This window comes from Oerskovia sp. Root22 (assembly GCF_001429135.1).
Classification (GTDB): domain Bacteria; phylum Actinomycetota; class Actinomycetes; order Actinomycetales; family Cellulomonadaceae; genus Oerskovia; species Oerskovia enterophila.
On sequence record NZ_LMIL01000001.1, the window covers coordinates 736,105 to 755,938 of the forward strand.

A 19,834-nucleotide genomic window follows, 5' to 3' on the forward strand; every position below is an offset into this window, starting at 1 on the left:
TACGACGGCAGGAGCCACCCCTTGGTCCGCAGCCGCTCGGACAGGTGGTAGAGMGTCCACTTGTCGGTGTAGCCCTTCTTGAGGCTCCASGCGAAGACCGGGATGTCGCTCCCGTCGTTCCACAGGTCGAACTGCGGCATCTTCGCGATCTCGCCCGAGAGGTAGAGCGCGACGTCCTGCGAGGCCTTCTGCWCCTTGTAGTAGCCGTCGTAGCCGAGGCGGAGGAACAGGTAGTACTGGAGCAGGACCTGCGAGCCGGGCCGGGAGAAGTTGAGCGCGAACGTCGGCATGTCGCCGCCCAGGTAGCTCACCGAGAAGACGAGGTCCTCGGGCAGCGCAGCCTTGTCCCGCCAGACGACGAGCAGCTTTGGAACCACGCCGCGGTCAAATTGTCCCGTCATGGCGGATCCGCTTGTAGTGATGACGGACGAACTTGCCCGCTCGTCCGAGATGGCGGCTGCGATTCGTGGACTGCATGCACCATACGGTGGCACTCGCAGTGCCTTCATATGAGAGAACGCCATACCGACGTATTGCCTCGTGCCGTCCAGATGTGTTCGAGCGCTTCTGGAGTAGTGGTGTACTCGCCGAGCTGGTTGGGTTTGCCGGCGCCGTGGTAGTCCGAGGAACCGGTCACGATCAGGTCGAGCCGGTGGGCGAGCGCTTGGAGCTGGGTGCGGCGCGCGGGTGGGTTATCACGGTGGTCGACCTCGATCCCGACCAGACCGGCGCCAGCGAGGTGCTCAATCATGGCATCGGTGATGGCGTGGCCACGGTCCGCACCGGGGTGCGCGATCACCGGCACACCACCCGCAGCCCGGACCAACCGCACCGCGGTGACCGTGTCGGTGGAGTAGTGAGGAACCCGGTACGCGCGGTGGCCCAAGATGCGCGCGAATGCCGCCGGACGATCCGGGACATGACCGGCCGCCACGAGCGCGTCACCGATGTACGGCCGCCCCGCCGTCGCACCGGGGGCAACGTGCTCGAGCACGCTCGCCCATGTCAACGGGTAGTCGGCGTTGATCAGTTCGACCATCGCCCGCGCACGCCCCAACCTTGATGCCCGCGCCTTGTCCGCCTCGGCGATCAGCGCGGGGTCGGTGGGGTCATGCAGGTAAGACAGCAGGTGGATCGGGACACCACCCATACGGGTAGAGATCTCCATCCCGGGCACGAACCCGATACCCGCAGCGGCGGCGACCCCGGCCGCTTCGAACCACCCCGCAGTCGTGTCGTGATCGGTCAACGCCACCACGTCCAACCCGGCCGCCTTCGCGTCCGCGATGACCCGGGCCGGGGACGAAGTCCCGTCCGAGTGGTGGGAATGAGTATGCAAGTCGATCCTCGTAGCGATCTCCTCCTAACGTCCGCTTCAAACCCCCGCAGGGTCGAGAGCCCGCGGCGCGGACATTCCGCAACCACGCACGATCTGTTTGTCTGTCTCGACTCTCCTCGTAGTGACAGCGGTGGGCGGATCGCGGAGCGTAGGCCCGTCTGAGCCTTCGTACGCTGCAGCCGGGACTCGTTTCACCAGCTGAGTGCGGGTTGGATTCGTTCCCAGAGGATGGGGCCTGCGGATGTTGCCCAAGTGGGGGTGAGGTGGTGGGTGTCGAGGTAGACGACTCGACCGCCTTGGACCAGAGGGCACTGCCCGTTGGGGCAGAGGATGTCGGTGAGGTCGACGATGGTGAGGTGTTGGAGACGTTCCTCGAGGGGCTGGGTGGGCAAGCTGGGGGCATAGAGGCTGTCCTGGGGCAGCGAGTGTTTGGCTGAGGGGCCGGCCAGGGCGTCGACGGGGTCTTCGGGGAGGAACCCGAGATCGCGCCATCCGATGGTCGTGATCCCTGCTGCATCGAGTCGTTCTATCGCGACCGCGAAGCCGCCAGGGACACGTTCACCGTACTTGTCGTCGCTGCCGCGGGTGGCGGTGGTGAAGACGGCGTCTGGTCGTTGGCCGTCCTTGAGTAGTTCGTTCATGACGTTGGCGTTCCAGTCGATGCATGCGTCGGTCCACATGGAGCCCGGCACGCCGTCGGTGGTCGCGAAGAACTCGCACGCGTGCTTGATGTAGAGGCGGACTCGGAATTGGTGCTGCTGGCCAAGCACGTCCAGTGCGTCGGCCCACTGCTGGATGTGGGATCCACCGACGACCGCGAGCACGCGCTCGGCGCTGCGGTCGCCGTACTCGCACGTGACCGCAGTGGAGTCTTTGGTCCGGGCGAAACAGCCCTCCTTGTATGACTGGGTCTTGTCTGCTTTGACCGAGAGCAGGTCTGGAATGGCCGCAGTGCCCTCGATGAACGGGAAGTGCGTGGGGTCGGCGATCGTGAGCGCGCCGGGGTAGGTCCCGGACAGGGAGTCGAGCGGAACCAACGCTGTTGCTCGCCCCTGCTCCTGCCCTGTCGAAGTTTCCTCCTGCCCAGGCTCAGGCGGCACCGGTGCCTCTTCGGTGTCCACGGCAGGGGGCACCGAAGAAGCAACCCCTGTAGCGGCGGCCGCCCGTTGGGCGACGTGCCAGCTCCAGGCGAACGGTGCTGCCGTCATGGCCGCGACCACAAGCCACACCAGGACAGAGCGCCCGACCGGGGCACGGCCCGGGCCGCGCAGCGGATTCTCCAGGCCATGGTGGGTCATCGCGGCAAGCACCGCCGACACGCACAAGATGCCCACCCCGGCCACCAGGTCGGGTTTGGAGCCCAGCGCGCCGATGGCGAAGATGAGGACCGGCCAGTGCCACAGGTAGAACGTGTAGGCGTACCGCCCAGCCTTGGCGATCGGCCCCCAGGCGAGTACTTGGCTCACCACGCCCTGCCGGGACACGATCACCAGTGCTGCACCCGCCAACGGCACCAACGCCGCCAGGCCGGGGAACGTAGCTCCCGCGTTGAGCAGCACTCCGGTCATCAAGATCGTGCCCAGCCCCACCAGCCCGGCCACAGATGCCACAACGCGCGACAAGCGGATCTTCGTGCCGACCACAGCGAGCAGGGTTCCGGCCAAGTACTCCCACAGGCGTGCGCCGGTGTCGTAGTACGCGAACGGCTGACTGGCGCTGACTCCGTGAACGGCGTACACCAACGACGCGGCACACAACACCACAACCACAACCACGACCGCCAGGTACCGGGCCCGACGAGATATCCACGCCGTCAGCCACCACACCACCAAGAGCACCAACGGCAAGCCCACGAAGATCTGCCCCTGCACCGACATCGACCAAATGTGCTGAAGAGGGCTCTGCGCCGCATCGGCGGCCCCATACTCCTGCCCGGCGAACGCGAGAAACCAGTTCTGCCGGTACGTGATCGACGCGAACAACTCCTCAGCGATCTGCTTCCACTGCGTCTGGGGGAACCACAACGCGCCCGCCCCCGCCACCGTCGCGAGCACCAGCGCAAGCGCCGGGACCAGCCGCCTAGCGAGTTTGCGCAGGTAGGCGAACAGGCGCACAGGTTGCCCCGAAACAAACCCACGAAGCAGTCCACCACCCACAAAGAACCCCGACAACATCAAGAAGACATCCACCCCGCCGGACACCCGCCCAAGGAACACGTGATAGACCGCGACGAGCAAGATCGCCACAGCCCGCAGACCATCAAGATCGTGCCGATACTCAGACCGACCAGCACTCCGCACCGCCCCGCGCCCACTCTCACGAACCTGGCGACGCGTCGACGCCACAGCCGCGGAAACGGGAACCGGCGCCCACACAACCGACGCCCTCGTAGCGCCGGGAGATACCGCAGCCTCACGCAGCACCCCTTGGCCTTCACCGTCCGCTAGACCAGGAAGCTGGCCAGCCGGAACAGCACCGTCGTGAGTCACATCATCTCCAAATGGGCGCGCGCGTCTCCAAAATCACACATCGCGATGCGTCCGGTCCTCATCTGAGATCGGCACCAGGGCTCAGACGGGGTGCCGAGCCGACAGGCGCACAGGCCGAAGTGAAGCACAGAGGCCCCCTGGCATGTAGCATACTAGCATCCGCGAAAACCATAGATGCAAGCTGTGGACGCGGAACGCGGCGGGTCGGGACACGCCGCCTCCTTCGCATTGCCGCGACGGTGGTGAGCAGCCGCGCGCAGCATCACGCCTGGAAGGCGTCCGGCCCCAGGCAGAGGCGGAGGGAGCCTCGACGAGCACGACAACCGGACCGCCGACGCTCGCACCCCGCCCGTCAGCGAAAACACCATCACATTGACTCCATCGCAGCACTCTGGGCCGATTCGCCCCACGAGGGTCAGCGCTTGTCGCGCAAGTCATCAAGCAGAAGGAGGACGCATGATCGAAGCGCAAGACGCTCACCGCGCGGCGGTGACCCTACAAGTTGAGCGGCCCCGGCGATTGCCATTCGGTGAGGTGCCGACTTACTCCCAGACCTGGACCTTGCTGAGTCTGGGCGACCGTCAACGCCTGGCCGAACTCGACCGGGCCGAGACCGAAGTGCTCACATTTCTGGCCGCCCGACCCGAGGACGAAAGGGACGCTCCGCCCCTCAGCGATCTGCAGGTTGAACGGCTGTCCGTCTACCGCGGCGCCCTTGAACGTGCCCAACGCCGGAGAGAACAGCGATGAACGGGCCTCAGTAGCACGTCTGCTCTGGTGCGCCACCCAGAGAGCAAGTCCCATCAGGTAGCACGAGACCTTCGCTTCCACGCCTGCTGCCGACTACTCGCAGCCTTCAAAGAGGAATACGGACACACACAAGAGCGCCCTCGCTCTATCGCACTACCGACGCCTGGGGATCTGAGTGCGCAGGCAACACCTGAACCACTCCCGCCAACAGGTGTCGATTGGAACAAGTTCGACAACTCGATGTCCTCTGCTTCGAGTGGAGCGTACTCGACCGCTACCCGCGGTAGCCTGCGGGCCCCGTCGCAATAACTGCCTACATGAACAAGCACCACACCGCCTACATCGCCCGCAGCCACGTCAGCCCCGAACGGTCTCAAACTGGGCCAGTCGACACGCCGAGCGCGTACCGCCGATCGAATCGCCACCCTCAATGCAATCAAATTCCCCTAGAAGCAGTGGCGGCGTTGTCAGATTGACGAACTCACTTCCAACAAGGCCATGCTCCGTGATCTTCTAACAGGTTACATATCACCTCGAGCGCGCGGCCACCGGGAGCTGTCATACCGGAAGCCCCACAGCCACCCAGCCCAGCTTCAACTGCGTAGCGCCGAAGACCGGCGCACGCCCCTCCCAAACCACCGACGCAGAGAACGAGGCCGAGAAGTTGAGTCCAGAAGGAAAACCCGCGAGACGGACCTCAGGCGGATGGACAGATTGGAATGAATGTGAACCGTTATCACGCCCCGTCGAAGGAGAATTCGTAAGTGAAGAAAGTGAGAGCAAAAACGCCGCCGGACCGGGACGAGAGAGGGATGCGCACAATTGCATCGCACGATACATTCAGACCCTTCGGGAAGGGTATCCATTCAAGGGCGACGCCAACGTCTACGCCGTCGGAGTGCGCCGCGGCGCCGACGACCTTGAAGCATTACTCCCCCGTCTTGACACAGCCGACCCACACACAGCGGCCATCCAACTACACATATGGTGCCAGGAAGAGCGCTCGGCGCACCTGCCGGGAAACGAATTCACCGCGGGTCTACGTTCGGTTGTCGACGACCTCGAGCACGCTCTCAACCGGTGGCCAAACCTTGCAGCCTGGGGGGAGCCGCTGGAGAGCGCTGATCCGACCCTAGGCACACGCTCAGGCCGGTAGGTGCCCGAGCACTGGCCCCGAGGCTCCGATCTGCTAACATGTCAATCTAATATGCTAGCATAATGGCAGCGCTGTTGTCACAGTGTGCCCACGCACGACGGCGGGCAGTCCCCCACGCCCTCGGGACGGTCCAACATCTATGAACACCGAGTTCTGATCCACTCCCTGGGAGAGCCGTTGCTTGAGGGCAGCAGACATCACGAGGAAGCTGATGAAAGACACGCCTGACGATTCAGAACTCCTTCTGGGGCCGCGTGAGGTTGCTCGCCTTCTCGGCGTGACGCCACGTACCGTCGCCAGGCTGAGCCGCGACGGAATCCTCTCCACGACACGCACTTCTGGCGGGCATCGGCGCTTTCGACTCGACGAGGTGTACGCGCTGCTGAAAAGTGGGGATGCAATCAGAGACTCCGAGCAGCAAAAATCAGCACAGCGCTCGCCTTCGCCCGAAGCAAGGCGCGCTCCGTGAATCGCTATGGGGGAATCACTGGCCACCGTCAACACCCGCCCTCTCTCATTGATCCCGGTACATCAAACCTTGCGCGGATCGCCAACATGCACGTTTACCCTGCCGCAAAGCGGCAGCTAAACACAATATTGGGGTGCGTCGCGGCGACAGCATGGATCTACACTCTAACCCTTTCATGGGCAGGCACGGTTATGACTTTCCTAATCTCCGGGCTCATTCTTTCAGAACTTCATCGCTACGGAAACAAACGACTCCCACAGACTCGACGTCTGAGCCTTCAAGACGCACACCGACTGCAATTGATTGCCCAGAACACGCCGTGGAATACGGATCGCGCCCACCACGTTCTCTGGATGCTCTCTGCGCCACCTCAGGCAACTCACCGAATCTGGGCCCTGCGAGAAGGCAGCACGCTCCTGCTCCGCAAGGAGTTCGTTCATTTGTCAATGCGGGCCCAACTGGGGACATCCTCGCGACCCTATGACGATGAGCCACTCGTCAAGTAAATCGACCACAAGGAACGGCGTGCGAGTGAAGCATCCTGGGCAATGGCGGTATTGCTCGGAGTAGCGGAGAGAGAGAAGGAAGCGGTGGAGTTGTCTGCGAACCCAACTATGAGCGTTACAATTCAGCCGATCGCCCAGCGCTCGAGCCTGGGAGAACTTGCATTCAAGGAGTTGTTGCACAAGATTGTTGACGGGACCCTAGCGCCTGGTGAGCGACTTGAGGCGACCAGCCTAGCTGCTAGTATCGGCATATCACGGACGCCGTTGCGTGGCGCGCTCAATGAACTTGCAGAGATGGGCTTTGTTGTGGTCCGCCCCAAGAGTTCAACACGCGTGGCGGAGTGGGGCATCGCCGACATGCGAGATCGTCTGAGGGTCTTGCGTCGAGCGCTGACCGACGGCCGGACGATACGCCCACGGGTCGACGTCCCTTTCGCACCCGACGAGCACTTCACTGTCGGTGAAGTGCTGATTTTCCTTCGGAACGCTGAGTCAATTCTGCACCGCGAATTTGGGCACGCAGCGTCTCACCTTGCTCGCGGTGTAGTCCTGCCTCTGCAATATTTCTTCGCTACAGGCGGATGGAAGAAGTTCATGGTTGATCTGAAAGAAGCTCCATTCGACTTACGTCTGCGGCGTTCTTCACAGTTTTCGGACTGCACGTACCAAGGCAGCGGATATACCCATGCTCGAAGCGAGTTGCTACGCATTGCCGACATTCTTGACCTGAAACTGGCAGTGGCGCAGCGTCTAACGGGCGGTGGCCAAGCCACTGCCATCCACGGTTCTGTGCAGTCATGAACTCGGCAGAAGAATCCCGAGCCTGCTCGGCGCAGTACTTTGCGATCCCGTCGAGCCTTGTGGGCCAAATCCACGAAGCTCGACGGGCCCGAATCGCCGGACTTCTCCACGAACTCGACCTGGCACACCGGCAGATGACTGGTTTTACGACCGTCCTCCATCTTGACGGAGGTGTCGAGTATGCGGTCCTCAATGAGGGCGCGGACGGGCACTATCGTGAATCCCTCAGGGCAGAGATTGCCCGACTTGAAGAGCGCATCATGCTGCTGTGTGCACCCTCAATTCTCGGCTAGCCGCGAAGGTGACGAGCGATCATCGGGGGGATTGATTGTGGACTCTGCCAACAGCGTCCACAGCGCCCTTCACGTCCCCGTCCAGGACAGACTGGTGGAGATCATCGAAGGCCCGCAGCAGTTCCTTCCTCGAGGCTCCGTCCGGCCATCGAGCAGCGCCGCGTGTGATGTGGGCGTCAAGGAGCGCAGTGGTATCGGCCAGCGCCTCATTCCCGGTTGCCGCGTCGAACTTCGACAGGTAGTCGATCGCGGCGAGCGTGATCGCGGTCGTGTCACCGATAGTGACGGCTTCTCGAAGCCTTTCGAGGGGCCCCTCGAGCTGTGAGAGTTGCTCGGGACTCATCTGTCCCACGACGGACCTGAGCGCGTGCTTGCGAAGCGCCTCAGCGGCGACGAGTGCCTCGTCAATGCTGGACTGCTCGAACTCCGCGACCCGTGTGGAGTTGTTCGGGAGTGTGACGACGAGTCCTTCCTCGGAGAGTCGGGACAATGCCTCTCGGATTGGCGTGCGTGACACTCCGAGCCAAGCGATCAGTTCGTCATCGCGGAGAAGTTCTCCCGGTTCGAGCGTTCCGTGCATGATCGCGGCGCGGAGTCGTTCGTAGACTTCATCCCGAAGCAGGCGCCGGGCGACCGGTCGGTGGTGCGCGTGAGGAGTGGGGATGGGCATTCGTCAGCCTTCCGAGGCGTCGTTGGTGCCGTGCACGAGGCGCTCTTCGAGCAGATCGATCAGATCATCAACAGCCGTCAAGGCGTCTTCTGTGTTGCCATTGATCCCCGCGTCAACCAGGCGGTCCAGGGGCGTTGGAGTTTCGACCCCGATCAGTTCGCGAGGGTTTTGGACGAAATGGAGCATGACGAGAAAGCCGAGCGAATGGACAAGTTGCGACACGTGCTTGTTTGCAAGCCGATCGATCCAGACATGCCCGACTGTCCGAGCTACGACTAGAATCTCCTGGGCTGTGGCCTCGCTGCCCAGACGCGCACGGCACTCTCGCAGTACCGCCTTGTCTTCGGCCGTGAGCCGGCTCGTCGCTTCCTCGACGGCCAGCAGGAACATCGGCCGGAGGACCTCAAGGTGTTGGCGGAGCCGCTCAGTGTCCAAGGGGGCCACTCGTGTATAGCGTTGAGGGACGATCTCCACGAGGCGCTTACGCTCTAGCCGAGCAATAGCGTCGCGCACCGGGGTGCGGGATGCGCCGAGCCATGCTTCGACGTCCGCATCGTTGATCCGCTCTCCTGGTGCGAGGGTCCCGTCGAGGATCAACCCCAGGATCCCGTCGAAGACGTCATCGCGGACCAGGCGGCGCGATGGGCGCCCGGGCATACTTGGAACTGGCATATCAGTAGTGTGGCATAGATCGACCGATGTGGGGAGCCCGTTGCTCCGGTCTGTCCATCTGGATGCTGTTCGTGTGGTCGTGAGGGCTCTTGCCTCGACCGGCCAGCGAGTTGGCGTGGGGCACGGGTCAGCGGGGGGTGTTCCCCTCGAGGATGGCCCGGAAGATCGCCATCCACTCGTCCCGGTCGATACGTTGCGCGGCCTGTTCGAGCGCGTCCGTCATGTGCAGAGTCAGTGCGACATCATGTGCGGCCTCCCGGATATATCCGATGTGCTCCCGGGCGAAGGGCGTCGTTGCATCTGATCGCGCGCTCTCGAGGAAGTGAGCGAGTGCTTCGAGGATTGCTACTGCGTCGGTAGCATCGTGGGGGGTCTGCGGCATGGTGCATCTGCCTCTCTGGGCTTGCGCGTCAGGAAGTGGAGCGGTCCGGGCACTGCTCTGAGATGTGACCGGTGATTCGGTCCTTCGCCTGTTGGAACTCCGTGTCGGCCGCGACGGAGATTGCCGTCATGGCTTTCTCCGAATACTGCGGGTCGCCGGAGTCGAGGTCAATCATGGCCTCAAGGGCCTGTGCAAGCTCTGTGACGCCGAGCTTCGTCTGCTTCCAGTCAGTGGTGAGGTCCTCAGGCACTTCGACTGTGGTCATCTGCGAAGACACGTCGCTGAGCGCGGCCGCGCTGGTCGCTGGGTCGGAGGGATCGAGGCTAGCCAAGGCGGTGACCAGGTTCTCGCCCGTGGCGCAGAAGTCATCTGCGGCCTTGTCCGAGCTTGAGCAGGCCGTGAAAGCGATCAGCACGGTCACGGTCGTGGTGATCGTGCGAACAGAGATTTGTCGTGCGCTGCGGGTCATGCAAGTGTCCTGTTCGTGTGGGAGAAGGGCGCTTGGGGTGGGTGGCTGTACTTCGCCACCCACCCCAAGCGTTCGTGCCGTTCAGGTGGTAGGTCCGGGGCAGGGCTCTAGGTGCCACCTGCCCCGGGTCTACCTGGAGATGCTCCTCAGGCCGCGGTGGCCTGAGCGTTCTCCTTGGTGAACATCCGGCGCCGCAGGAACATCGGGGCACCGGCGAGGGCGAGCAGTCCCAGCCCGCCAGCTGCGATCGCCGGGTCCATGAGAGGGACCTCCTGGATCACGATCGTGAGGTCGATCGAGTCGCCGACCTGTGCGCCATCGATCCACTGCGAGACCGTGGCGTCGACCTGGCCGGCGCTCAGGCCGGTCAGGGCCGCGGTCCAGGTGCCGTCGGGTGCGACGGTGGTGATCTTCTCCGCACCATTGACGGTGTACCGGATCTCAGCGCCTGCCTCACCCATGCCGCCGATCACGGCGGTGCCCTCCTCATTGTCAAGGGACTTGACCTCGGCAGTGAAGGGAACCACAGCCGGCGGGATCTCCTCGACGGTGACATCCACGGTGACCGAGCCGGCAGCCTGCCCGCCGACCGTCTGGGTGACGGTCGCGGTGTTGGTGCCCGTGGGCAGGCCGTCAACAGTTGCGGTCCAGGTGCCGTCGGGCGCGACGGTCACGGTCTCGGCCTTTCCGGCCACGGTGACCTCAACCTGAGCACCAGGCTCGCCCGTGCCGGTGAACGTGGCCGACTTCTCCTCGTTGTTGACGACGGGTGCATTCACGGCCGGGGCGACCGCGTCGATGCTGACCTCGGTGCTCGCAGTGCCTGCGCCCTTGCCGTCGACCTTCTGGGTGACGGTGATGGTGCTGGTGCCTGCGGGCAGCGGCTTGACCGTGGCGGTCCAGGTGCCATCAGGGGCGACAGTGACCGTCTCGGTCGCGTCTCCGACCGTGACGACGATCTCGGCTCCAGGCTCGCCGGAACCGCTCATCGTCGCCGAACGCTCGTCCTGGTCGACGACGACGTCGCCGATCACCACAGGGTCTGCCTCGATCTCAGAGCGGTTGATCGTCATGGACGTCGACCCGGAAGCCTGTCCATCGACCTTCTGCGAGACAGTCACGGTGTTCTCGCCGAGAGTCAGGTCCGTGACCGTGCTGGTCCAGGTGCCGTCAGGGGCAACTGTGACCGTCTGCGTCGTGCCACCGACGGTGACCTCGACCTCAGCACCCGGCTCGCCCGTACCGGTGAGTACGGCGGATCCGGCCTTGTCGTCCTGGGTCTCGATGCGCGCGGTCACGTCGGAGTTCACGTGAACGCTGCCGGTTGCAGGCTGGGACTCGACGCCGTCGACCTTCTGAACGACGCTGACGTCGCTGTCACCCGAGGGTACGGGCTGGACAGTGACGTTCCAGGTACCGTCGGGGGCGACGGTCACGGTCTCGGTCCTGCCACCAACGGTGACCTCGATCTCAGCGCCGGCCTCGCCGGTCCCGCTGACCGTCACCGACTTGTCCTCCTGGTTGACGACGAGCTCGCCGAGCTCGGGAGCGTCGGGGGCGAGGGTCACGACCGTCGAGGTCGACGACTCATCGTCGCCGTCCTTCTGGGTGACAGTGACCGTCGACTCGCCCGAGGGGATCGGCTGGACCGTGGTGGTCCAGGTGCCATCGGGGGCGACCGTGACCGTCTCGGTGGTCTCGCCCACCGTGACCTCGATGGAGGCTCCCGGCTCACCGGTACCGGTGACCGTAACCGACTTGGCGTTCTCGTCCACGATGGCTTCGCCGATCGTGACGTCCGTGACCACGTACTCCCCGCGCGTGACGTCGACCGAGGTCTGCGACGACAAGGTCTCGCCGTCTCCCTGGAAGATGTTCACGGTGCTGGCGCCGACGGGCAGGTTCGCCAGCTCCATCGACCACGAGCCGTCCTCAGCGACCTCGACACTCTTGACCGTGCCGCCCAGCCAGACGTACACCGTCTCGCCCGGCTCCCCGGTCCCGCTCAGCGGGAGCGTGCCGGCCTTGTCGTTGACCGTGCCGGCCTCAGCCGTGACACGAGCCTTGATGTACGCATCGACCGTCGTGGAGTCTTGCTCGGTGCCGTCGATGATCTGCGTGATCGCCACCGTGTTGTCACCGGCGGGAAGGTCGCTCACCGTCGCCGTCCAGGAACCATCCGGGTCAGCCGTCACCGTGACCGTCTGGTCACCAACGGTGACCTCGATGGTCGCGCCGGGCGTCGCCGTCCCGGAGACCGTCACCGATGCATCGAGCTGGTTCACTACCGGCTCGTCCGTCGCGAGCGGGGAGATGACCTGTTCGGCCTTCACGCCGAGGTCCGACGCTGGCCAGACCGAATACAGTGTGCTCCAGACCGCATTGGCGAACTGGAGATCCACAACCTTCTTGGTGCCGGCAACGTACAGATACTTGCTGCTGCTGGTGGTGCCCGTGGACTTTCCAGGGAGGAGTTCGAACTGCTGGTTCGACGACCCATCACAGTCCATCAATGGGAGGACCTCAAACTTCTTCAAGCCCTCGTCTACGAACGGGGAGAGGATCGTGAGGCACTGCCCCGTGTCCAGCGAGATGATCGGCCCTGGCTCCGAGCCGGGGAACGAGAACTGCGGCAAGGCGGCCAAGTACTCGTCGGTGAGGAGAGCGGTCTGGGCCTCTGCAGTGTCGAGCCTCTGGCCCACCCCCCATTCGGTTGTCAACGTGGCGCCGAACGCCGCCACCACCCTTGCCTTTGATCCGCCCGTGAGCTGCTGAACCAACGGTCCCTCGTATCGAGCGGGCACGTCGCCTTCACCGAGCCCTGCCGCGCTGGCGGAGCCCGCCGAGATGAGGCCGGTGAACCCGACCGCCGCGATCGCCGCGGTCGCGGCCACCGCTCTTCTGAATGAGTGCTTCACAGCACGTCCTTCCTGTGTCTTTGCGGGCAATGAGATCCCGCGGCGCGCTGGCGGGTCGATCTGACCGCAGCGCTGTACTGGGTGATGCCGGTGGGCGTCAACGCTTGTGAGAGGGGGCGACGCTTCGCCGTAGCCATGACTCCCGCACCAGGAGCAGGCCAGCACCGATCGCGGCCAGCGCGAGGAGAGCGAACCCGAGGGTGTCGAAGCCGGTTGTGGCGAGTGCCCCGCCCACGGTGCCAAGGCCCCCTACTCCCGCGATGGGAGGTGTGGTGCCTGCTCCGTACATGCGAAACTTCCTTCTGTCGAGTGGTCAACTAGTAACATATCACGACGCTGAAATATTAGGCCGGGGTTGGCGGGTGAAGTTGTGCGTCGGCGAGGTCGCAGGCGATGTTCGCGATGTCGCGGCTTGCGTGGCCGTCTCCGTAGGGGCTCGGGCGGTCGGTGAGCTCTGGGAAGATCTCGCCGGCGAGGGCTTGGTCGATCGTGGTGGCGAGGTCGTCGTTGGGGGTGACGAGGATGGAGAACCCGGTGTCGATGGACTCTGGGCGTTCTGTTGAGGCGCGCACGACGATCAGGGGTTTTTTGAGGACAGTGACCTCTTCTTGGACGCCGCCGGAGTCCGAGATGATGAGGTCTGCGTGGGCTGCGAGCTCGAGGAACTCGGCGTGTCCAAGGCCGGTGAGGATCTCCAGGCCGTCGAGTGCTTTGCTCAGTCCGAAGTGCTCGATAGCCCGCGCGGTGCGCGGGTGCAGGGCGAGCACGACGGGCTTGCTCGTGGTCCTCAGTGCGGTGAGGATGCGCTCCAGGCTGCGTCGATCGTCGGTGTTTTCGGGGCGGTGAATGGTGGCGAGCACGTAGCCGCGCTGGCGGGTGGAGTCGTCGACCATCTCGGTCCATGGGGCGTGTGGTTGTCGCCGTGCCGCGAGCGTTGCCTCCACCACGGTGTTGCCGGTGACGTGGACGCGTTCAGGCGCGACTCCTTCGCGGATCAGCTGGTCGCGGTTGAAGGGTGTGGCTGCGCAGTGGACGTCGGTCAGTGCGCCCACCAGGAGTCGGTTGAGCTCTTCGGGCATTGCGCGGTCGTGGGACCGGAGTCCGGCTTCGACATGGACGACGGGGATGCCGAGGTAGCTTGCTGTCTGCGCGCCGATCGAGGTGCTGTTGGTGTCGCCTTGGACGATGACTGCGGCCGCGGGGTGTGCGATGAGGTGTTCGGTGAGCTCGCCGATGCCGTGGGCGATCTGGAGGGCGCGTACGTGTCCGGCGATGGTTGTGAGCTTGACGTGGGGCTTGCCGATGCCCAGGTCCCGAAAGAACTGGCCGGCCATGTCGTCGTCCCAGTGTTGTCCGGTGTGGACGACGCGGGCTCGAGGGCCGAGCTCGCGGATCACGCCGGCGAGCTTGATGATCTCGGGTCGGGTTCCGAGGACGACGACGATGTCGCCGTGAGGGGGCAGAGAGGTCATGGGAGGGACTTTCGTGTGGGGGTGGGAGGCGCGGGGGGTCTCAGGAGGAGAGCGGGGTGGTCGGGAGAACGTCGTCGAGCGCGTTCTCGAGCCAGGGGGCGAGGGCTGCGAGGCCAGCGGGTGAGAGGTGGACGTCATCGCTGAGGAACAACGCCCGACCGTTTTGGTCCGTGTCTGCACATTGCCCGTCGGGGCACAGGAGCGTGTCCCAGGGGAGCACGAAGACGGAGTCATGAGCGGCCGCGTATTGCGCGAGCAGGTCGTTGTAGCAGCTGGTCGTCGCGGGGGTGGAGATGATGCCGTTCGTTGGCCGCTCTGTCGCAAGCAAGAGTCGTGCACCTGGTGCGTTCGTCTCGGTGCTTTCACGCAACTTGTCGAGCTGGGCGGTGTAGCGCTCCGTGTATCCGGTACTGCATGGCGTGAGCCAGGAGCCGTCGACCTGCTGGTCGGCGGCGTCCCACGAGGCATGGACGAGGACGGCATCTGGGGCGGTGTCGGCGATGAGACCGGGCATGGTTGTCTCCCAGTCCGCGCATCGTTCCTGGTCTTCCCAGACGTAGCCGCCGGAGGAGCGCACTCGTTCTGGTGACATGAGGCCGCAGCCTCCGATGCCGGCGTCACGCACATTCCACTCTTGGGTAGCGTTGGCGCGCAGCATGGTCGCGAAGTCGTTGGCGAGGCTGTCGCCGACGGTGAGGATGGTCGGGATCCCGGCCGGGATGGAGGTTGGTGCTGGGGCGACGGGTAGGGCTGTGTGGCCAGCGGCAGTCACCGGGCGCTGGATCAGCGGTGGTGCGTCGGTCTTGTGCTGGGGTAGGTAGACGGCTCCAGCGACGATGATCGCCGTGCCGGCCACCAGTGCAGGAATCCCCCGGGTCGCCTTCCAGGTGGCCTTGCGCATGCGTTCCGTGATGGCGTGGTGGAGGAAGGCTGCGATGATGCACGTCAGCAGTCCCCCCACCAAGAACAGCGTCAACGGTGAGATTGACGGGGTCAGCGTGGTCAGGGCCCAGTAGACAGGCAGGTGGACCAGGTATGCCGAGTATGAGATCTTCCCGAACGCGACGAAGACGCTGAACGAGAAGAACCGCACGAGCGCGTTGGCTGGTGTGCACAACGTGGCGGTGAAGATCGCGGCCGCGACGGCGACGGCAGCCAGTCCGCCGCGATAGAGCCAGGGTTCGAGGTAGCTTGTCGTCATCACGGAAGCCACGACGACGAAGGAGAGGCTGGTGAAGCTGAGCGTGGTGACCGTGACACGTGCCCAGGGCCCCGGGTCACGAGTGAGCGCTCGGCGAGGCGAGCGACGGGACATCCACCAGAAGACCACTGCTGAGGCGGCGGCGCCCGCGACGAATCCGACTGCTCGGGACTCGGTTCCTAGATAGAGGCGGTTGCCGTTGTCGCCGTCGAACATGAGCGGGGCCACGAGGGCGGAAGCCGCGAGCAGCAAGGTCAGCACGATCCATGTCGCCAGCGCAGAACGCCGGGTCATCCACCACACGGCGATGACGACCAGTGGCCAGACGACGTAGAACTGTTCGGTAATCGATAGGGACCACATGTGGGCGAGTGGGCTGATGGCGGCGAAGGAGTCCCAGTAGTCCACTCCCGACACGATCTGCTGCCAGTTGGCCACCTGTCCTAGGGCGCCTAGCGTCTTGCTCGCGGCTGACTCGAACTCGTGTGTGCTGCCGAACTGCCACAGCATGGCGAGGGTTGCCCCGAGGACAATGACCAGGCCGGGGACCAGACGCTTGATGCGGCGCACGTAGAAGCGTCGCAGGTTGATCCGACCCCTGTTTTGGAGTTCACGAAGCAGTAGAAGAGTGATCAGAAAGCCGGAGACGACGAAGAACACGTCGACGCCGAACAGACCGCGGGGCGTCCAGTTTGTGTGGTACAGCAGCACGGAGGCGATCGCGAGACCTCGCATGCCGTCGACGGCTGGGAAGTACCACCGCGAGCGTGAGACGGTCGCCGGCGCGCCGTTCGCCACGGGAGTGGCGACTTCCGCGGGCCCACGCAATGCGGGTGTAGTGGTATCACTGCTAGCTGCCCGCGGGGTGGGCCGAACGTGACGTGGTACGCGCGCCCGCGAGGAGAGGGCCTTCTCGCGCCGGGTCGGGAGAGGTGCGGCGGGTTGGGGTGGCGCGGGGACTTCGGTCGGCAGCACGGATGCGCGGTTGGGCCGGTCAAGGAGATCGGTCACTGGAGTCTCGCAATCAGGGTGTCGTCGGTCACCTGCTCGGCGTTGCGGATGGTCTTGGCCCATCCGCGCTGTCTGGTGATGAGCTGACTGAAGGCCTTCCAGACGACGGCGTAGACCAGGTAGATGTAGACAAGAAAGCTCATGCCCCACCCGATGGCGGTGAGCTCGGTGGCTTGCGGTTCACACTTGCTGCGATACAGCAGCCCCCAGACGGCGAACTCACCGACGCCGATGACGGCGTACATGATGAACAAGATCGCACCGCCGTTGACCAAGTACTCCTGCACGGTCTCAGGGCTTGCGAGGCTGTTGTAGGCGAAGAGAACGACGGGTATGGGATAGAAGACCGTGCCGAGTATCTGCAGCCAGGGCTGGAGCAGGAAGTAGGAGATCTCCAAGGCCCCGAGGTTGCTGATCCGGCGGTTGGTCCAGATCTGCGGCAAATACCGGAAGCACTGCATGGTGCCCTGGGCCCACCGCGCCCGTTGAGTGAGGTACCGCGGGAGTGAGTACAGCGCCTCCTGGTCCACCCAGGCGTCGGGTGTGTACGCATTGCGCCACCCCGCAAGGAGCAAGTGCAGGCCGAGCTCGAAGTCCTCGAGCAAAGATCCGCGCCACGGACCTTCCCCAGAGTCAATCGAGTCCAAGGCCGACGCCCGCGCGAGCTGACCGTTGCCGCCCACATTGACCGTCCGGCTGTAGCGACGGCTCATCTGGATGGCGGAGATCGGCCCGCGGAACTCGATGTCTTGCATGCGCACAAAGGTCCGGCCCAGCAAGTTCTTGAACCAGTCATCCCCCGGGTAAGGATCGCGCACATCACGGTTGGACATCCGCACCTCGACCTGCACAGCCGCCACTTCTGGGTCGCTGAACAGGTCCTTGCCGGCGCACACCTGAAGCATGTTGTGCGAGGGGCGCCCGTCGGCGTCGATGACTGCAATGACCGTGCGGTCGAAGTCCTGCTTGTTCTCGGTAAAGTGCTCGCGCAGTACGCCCCAAGCATGGTTGAGAGCGTGAGCCTTTCCGGTGCGCGCGTCAGGCAGACGGCGCTGAATCAGATGGACCTTCGAATCGGCGGTGCTCTGCTTCGTCGCGATGTGGGCAGTGGCGTCGTCGGAGTCGTCATCCACTACCCACACCTGTGCTTCTGGAAAATTGGTGCGAAGGTACGCGATCGTCTGACCAATGACGATCTCCTCGTCACGGCACGGGACGACGAAGTGCCAGTCAAAGGCAGAGGGGTCTCCCGTGTCCCGTGCACGGTAGCGCGTGAAGGGGATGAGGATCGTGACGACGTAACCGAGGAAGAGGGCTCCCAGGAGCAAGGAAAACAGGATGCTGATATTGATAAGCAGCTCAAGCACGCGGGCCGCCTCCTCCCCCATCACGCAGACGCGGTGAACGAGGAGCCACCCGGCGCGCACGGCGCCGCCCGGTTGCAACGAGCACGAACGCCAGGATGACGAGAATGAGCCCGGCTAGCACGATCAGCGATCCATAGACGGTGTGCGCCCACCCAAAGCCCTCAAGGCCGGTCCGGCGCGTCATCCACATGATGAGCACAAGCCTCACCGTGTTGGTCAGCTCCAGCCCGACAGCCCCTAGCGCTGCGGCCAGCACACCGCGTCGCACCGGCGCCCTCCCTGTGGCAAGTAGCACCGCCGCCAGAGCGAACAACGGAGCGGTCAATAGGACGACGCTGCACGCCATCGACACAGTCATCTGGAAGTAGCTCTGCGTGCCCGCGCCCACGCCGAGGACTGCGCCCACCGGCGCGAGCGTGACATCCACCCCGAGCACCCCCTGGGCGACCCAGCCCACCACCGCCGCTTCAACCCGCCGCACGGGCTCGTTCAACACGAAGGGGACGACGGCCAACACCACGAAGACCGCAGCACAGAGGCGCGCACCCAACAGGTTTGAGCCACGCTCAGCCTGCACCTTCACCACCGACGACATAACGACCCGCTCTCAGGTTCTTAGCATGTGAGCAACTAACATATCAGATTGCGAGGTCGGTAGAGTGTGGCATGGGTCGCACCGTGTCTGACGTCGTGGCCCGTTGATTTCCGGCTACTTGTGCAGGACCTGCTCCCACAGCGAGTCGACCACCATGGACGAAGGTCTCCCCCACCGAAGGGGCCGACTCGCTGCGAAATCCCTCAGGCTGATGCGTGTCCTCAATCAAGGGCCGCACTGCCATGCCCCCGCTGAGATCGACGAGGCCGACACGGGCCTACTCTCGGGCCGTGAGCGTCATAGCCCTGGCCCGTGCCATAGGGACCCTCCGAGACGTCGAGGGTGGGCACATCCCGTTCTAGAGCTGAGGGGCCAGATGAAGCCGATGCACGCAAACAGGGCTACACCGTTGTCGGGTCACGCCGCTTGCCGCCTGTCACGTTCACTGCCACGACCCCCAGCGGACTGTGCGGCCACGCACGCGCTGCGCCAGGAGCCATCGGAGTTGCCACGCTTCTCTGCCGAGGCGTCACGTGAGGCGCCGAGCACGAGCAGCACGGGTTAGCGACCGAGAGGCGAGGGCTACTCGGACAGCGCGCAGTTTGCGTCGGTTTCGTCAGCCGGACCGAGTCCGCGACCACGGACCGCATCTGGCTAGGCTTCTAGTACGCAACCCCTAGTATCTAATATGCAGCCTGGACGTCATACCCTATTCACTTGCCGATAGCGGACGGTGGTTCGATGAGCATGTCAACTACGCTATGGACCGACCTTGCGGATCGCAGGATGGTTGCTGGACCAGCGGAGGCTTCTTCGTCGGCTCGCGCTCCCCAGGCCAGCGCAGATCTCCTCATCGCTCAGCAGCGGAAGCAGCCATGAGTACCCAAGAGCCTCCGTCGTCACGGCGAGAGGAATCTGGACGTCAGGAGCCCAGCGATGCCTTGGAACTCAGTGGTCCACCGGTCTCCGGTCCAAGCCCTTTCGAAGCCCTTGACGCCCTGGTCGTCCAAGCCCACGACCTCGCGGCTCGCGCCCGTGCACAGGTGACTTCGTAACCGAGCCCTGCCCGCAGGGCGACAAGGGGCAGGGGGAGCCACGCATTCCCGGTCAAGGCTCTTCTCTGAGCGGCGATGAGCGAATCCAGCTCTCCCACTGCGGCCTCAACTGCCAGTTCTTCCTCTCCTATGGGCCTTCGCGCGACAGGTTCAACAGGGACGATCAGGAGGTTAGGTACCGTTCAGGGGAAGCCCGGGTGCTGTCGCTCGACGGGCAGG

At 64.3% G+C, this 19,834-nt stretch carries 15 protein-coding genes and 1 pseudogene; 4 read left to right on the forward strand and 12 right to left on the reverse strand.

Annotation, left to right across the window (positions count from 1 at the left end; translation table 11 throughout):
• From ASE15_RS21405 to ASE15_RS03115, 3 genes and pseudogenes are all read right to left on the reverse strand, one after another.
• A pseudogene (locus tag ASE15_RS21405) lies at positions 1 to 359 on the reverse strand (pyridoxal-dependent decarboxylase); the annotation flags it as partial.
• A 146-nt stretch (positions 360 to 505) separates the two neighbouring features.
• Entirely contained in the window at positions 506 to 1,339 is an 834-nt protein-coding gene (locus tag ASE15_RS03110; protein ID WP_235534101.1) for a PHP domain-containing protein, read from the reverse strand.
• Positions 1,340 to 1,530: 191 nt separating this feature from the next.
• A complete protein-coding gene (locus ASE15_RS03115; protein WP_082618136.1) occupies positions 1,531 to 3,828 on the reverse strand; it encodes an acyltransferase family protein in 2,298 nt (765 codons plus the stop codon).
• A gap of 456 nt (positions 3,829 to 4,284) precedes the next feature.
• Between ASE15_RS03115 and ASE15_RS03120 the strand changes: the two genes are divergently transcribed.
• The 4 genes from ASE15_RS03120 (at position 4,285) to ASE15_RS20675 (ending at position 7,803) form a co-directional block, all read left to right on the forward strand.
• A complete protein-coding gene (locus tag ASE15_RS03120; protein WP_056761113.1) occupies positions 4,285 to 4,578 on the forward strand; it encodes a hypothetical protein in 294 nt (97 codons plus the stop codon).
• Positions 4,579 to 5,945: 1,367 nt separating this feature from the next.
• Positions 5,946 to 6,203 carry a helix-turn-helix domain-containing protein gene (locus ASE15_RS20195; RefSeq protein WP_082618137.1) on the forward strand — a complete coding sequence of 86 codons (258 nt, stop codon included), beginning with the start codon at positions 5,946 to 5,948 and terminating at the stop codon, positions 6,201 to 6,203.
• Between the two features lie 548 nt (positions 6,204 to 6,751).
• A complete protein-coding gene (locus tag ASE15_RS20200) occupies positions 6,752 to 7,510 on the forward strand; it encodes a GntR family transcriptional regulator (protein WP_235534106.1) in 759 nt (252 codons plus the stop codon).
• Positions 7,507 to 7,803, forward strand: coding sequence for a hypothetical protein (locus ASE15_RS20675; RefSeq protein WP_157277103.1), 297 nt, complete (start codon positions 7,507 to 7,509; stop codon positions 7,801 to 7,803). Before ASE15_RS20200 ends, ASE15_RS20675 begins: the two co-directional genes overlap by 4 nt.
• 19 nt (positions 7,804 to 7,822) lie before the next feature.
• Here the strand turns inward: ASE15_RS20675 and ASE15_RS03125 are convergent, their stop codons facing one another.
• From ASE15_RS03125 to ASE15_RS03170, 9 genes are all read right to left on the reverse strand, one after another.
• Complete coding sequence (locus ASE15_RS03125) at positions 7,823 to 8,473, reverse strand: GntR family transcriptional regulator (RefSeq protein ID WP_082618138.1); 651 nt, start codon at positions 8,471 to 8,473, stop codon at positions 7,823 to 7,825.
• Between the two features lie 3 nt (positions 8,474 to 8,476).
• Positions 8,477 to 9,145 (reverse strand): GntR family transcriptional regulator, encoded by a 669-nt coding sequence (locus tag ASE15_RS03130; RefSeq protein ID WP_082618139.1) that lies wholly within the window; start codon positions 9,143 to 9,145, stop codon positions 8,477 to 8,479.
• A gap of 127 nt (positions 9,146 to 9,272) precedes the next feature.
• Positions 9,273 to 9,527: a hypothetical protein gene (locus tag ASE15_RS03135; protein WP_056761120.1), complete on the reverse strand. Its 255-nt coding sequence runs from the start codon at positions 9,525 to 9,527 to the stop codon at positions 9,273 to 9,275.
• A gap of 28 nt (positions 9,528 to 9,555) precedes the next feature.
• Positions 9,556 to 9,996, reverse strand: a complete 441-nt coding sequence (locus ASE15_RS03140) for a hypothetical protein (RefSeq protein WP_056761123.1) — start codon at positions 9,994 to 9,996, stop codon at positions 9,556 to 9,558.
• Between the two features lie 146 nt (positions 9,997 to 10,142).
• On the reverse strand, positions 10,143 to 13,079 hold the full coding sequence (locus ASE15_RS03145; RefSeq protein WP_157277104.1) for an Ig-like domain-containing protein: 2,937 nt from the start codon (positions 13,077 to 13,079) through the stop codon (positions 10,143 to 10,145).
• Between the two features lie 179 nt (positions 13,080 to 13,258).
• Positions 13,259 to 14,386, reverse strand: coding sequence for a non-hydrolyzing UDP-N-acetylglucosamine 2-epimerase (gene wecB, locus ASE15_RS03155; RefSeq protein WP_056761132.1), 1,128 nt, complete (start codon positions 14,384 to 14,386; stop codon positions 13,259 to 13,261).
• Between the two features lie 40 nt (positions 14,387 to 14,426).
• The gene (locus tag ASE15_RS03160) at positions 14,427 to 16,661 is read right to left on the reverse strand and encodes an acyltransferase family protein (RefSeq protein WP_082618140.1); all 2,235 of its coding nucleotides are present in this window, start codon (positions 16,659 to 16,661) and stop codon (positions 14,427 to 14,429) included.
• Positions 16,595 to 17,965, reverse strand: coding sequence for a glycosyltransferase (locus tag ASE15_RS03165; protein WP_200960497.1), 1,371 nt, complete (start codon positions 17,963 to 17,965; stop codon positions 16,595 to 16,597). The genes ASE15_RS03160 and ASE15_RS03165 overlap by 67 nt, the downstream gene beginning before the upstream one ends.
• Positions 17,958 to 18,551 (reverse strand): exosortase/archaeosortase family protein, encoded by a 594-nt coding sequence (locus ASE15_RS03170; RefSeq protein ID WP_162259111.1) that lies wholly within the window; start codon positions 18,549 to 18,551, stop codon positions 17,958 to 17,960. The genes ASE15_RS03165 and ASE15_RS03170 overlap by 8 nt, the downstream gene beginning before the upstream one ends.
• Between the last annotated feature and the right edge of the window lie 1,283 nt (positions 18,552 to 19,834).

Excerpts from the sequence above, each read along its gene's own strand:
- ASE15_RS03125 (WP_082618138.1), bottom strand. The coding sequence starts at position 8,473 with ATGCCCATCCCCACTCCTCACGCGCACCACCGACCGGTCGCCCGGCGC.
- ASE15_RS03140 (WP_056761123.1), bottom strand. The coding sequence starts at position 9,996 with ATGACCCGCAGCGCACGACAAATCTCTGTTCGCACGATCACCACGACC.
- ASE15_RS03135 (WP_056761120.1), bottom strand. The coding sequence starts at position 9,527 with ATGCCGCAGACCCCCCACGATGCTACCGACGCAGTAGCAATCCTCGAA.
- ASE15_RS20195 (WP_082618137.1), top strand. The coding sequence starts at position 5,946 with ATGAAAGACACGCCTGACGATTCAGAACTCCTTCTGGGGCCGCGTGAG.
- ASE15_RS20200 (WP_235534106.1), top strand. The coding sequence starts at position 6,752 with ATGGCGGTATTGCTCGGAGTAGCGGAGAGAGAGAAGGAAGCGGTGGAG.
- ASE15_RS20675 (WP_157277103.1), top strand. The coding sequence starts at position 7,507 with ATGAACTCGGCAGAAGAATCCCGAGCCTGCTCGGCGCAGTACTTTGCG.
- wecB (WP_056761132.1), bottom strand. The coding sequence starts at position 14,386 with ATGACCTCTCTGCCCCCTCACGGCGACATCGTCGTCGTCCTCGGAACC.
- ASE15_RS03130 (WP_082618139.1), bottom strand. The coding sequence starts at position 9,145 with ATGCCAGTTCCAAGTATGCCCGGGCGCCCATCGCGCCGCCTGGTCCGC.
- ASE15_RS03160 (WP_082618140.1), bottom strand. The coding sequence starts at position 16,661 with ATGGGCCAAGACCATCCGCAACGCCGAGCAGGTGACCGACGACACCCT.
- ASE15_RS03120 (WP_056761113.1), top strand. The coding sequence starts at position 4,285 with ATGATCGAAGCGCAAGACGCTCACCGCGCGGCGGTGACCCTACAAGTT.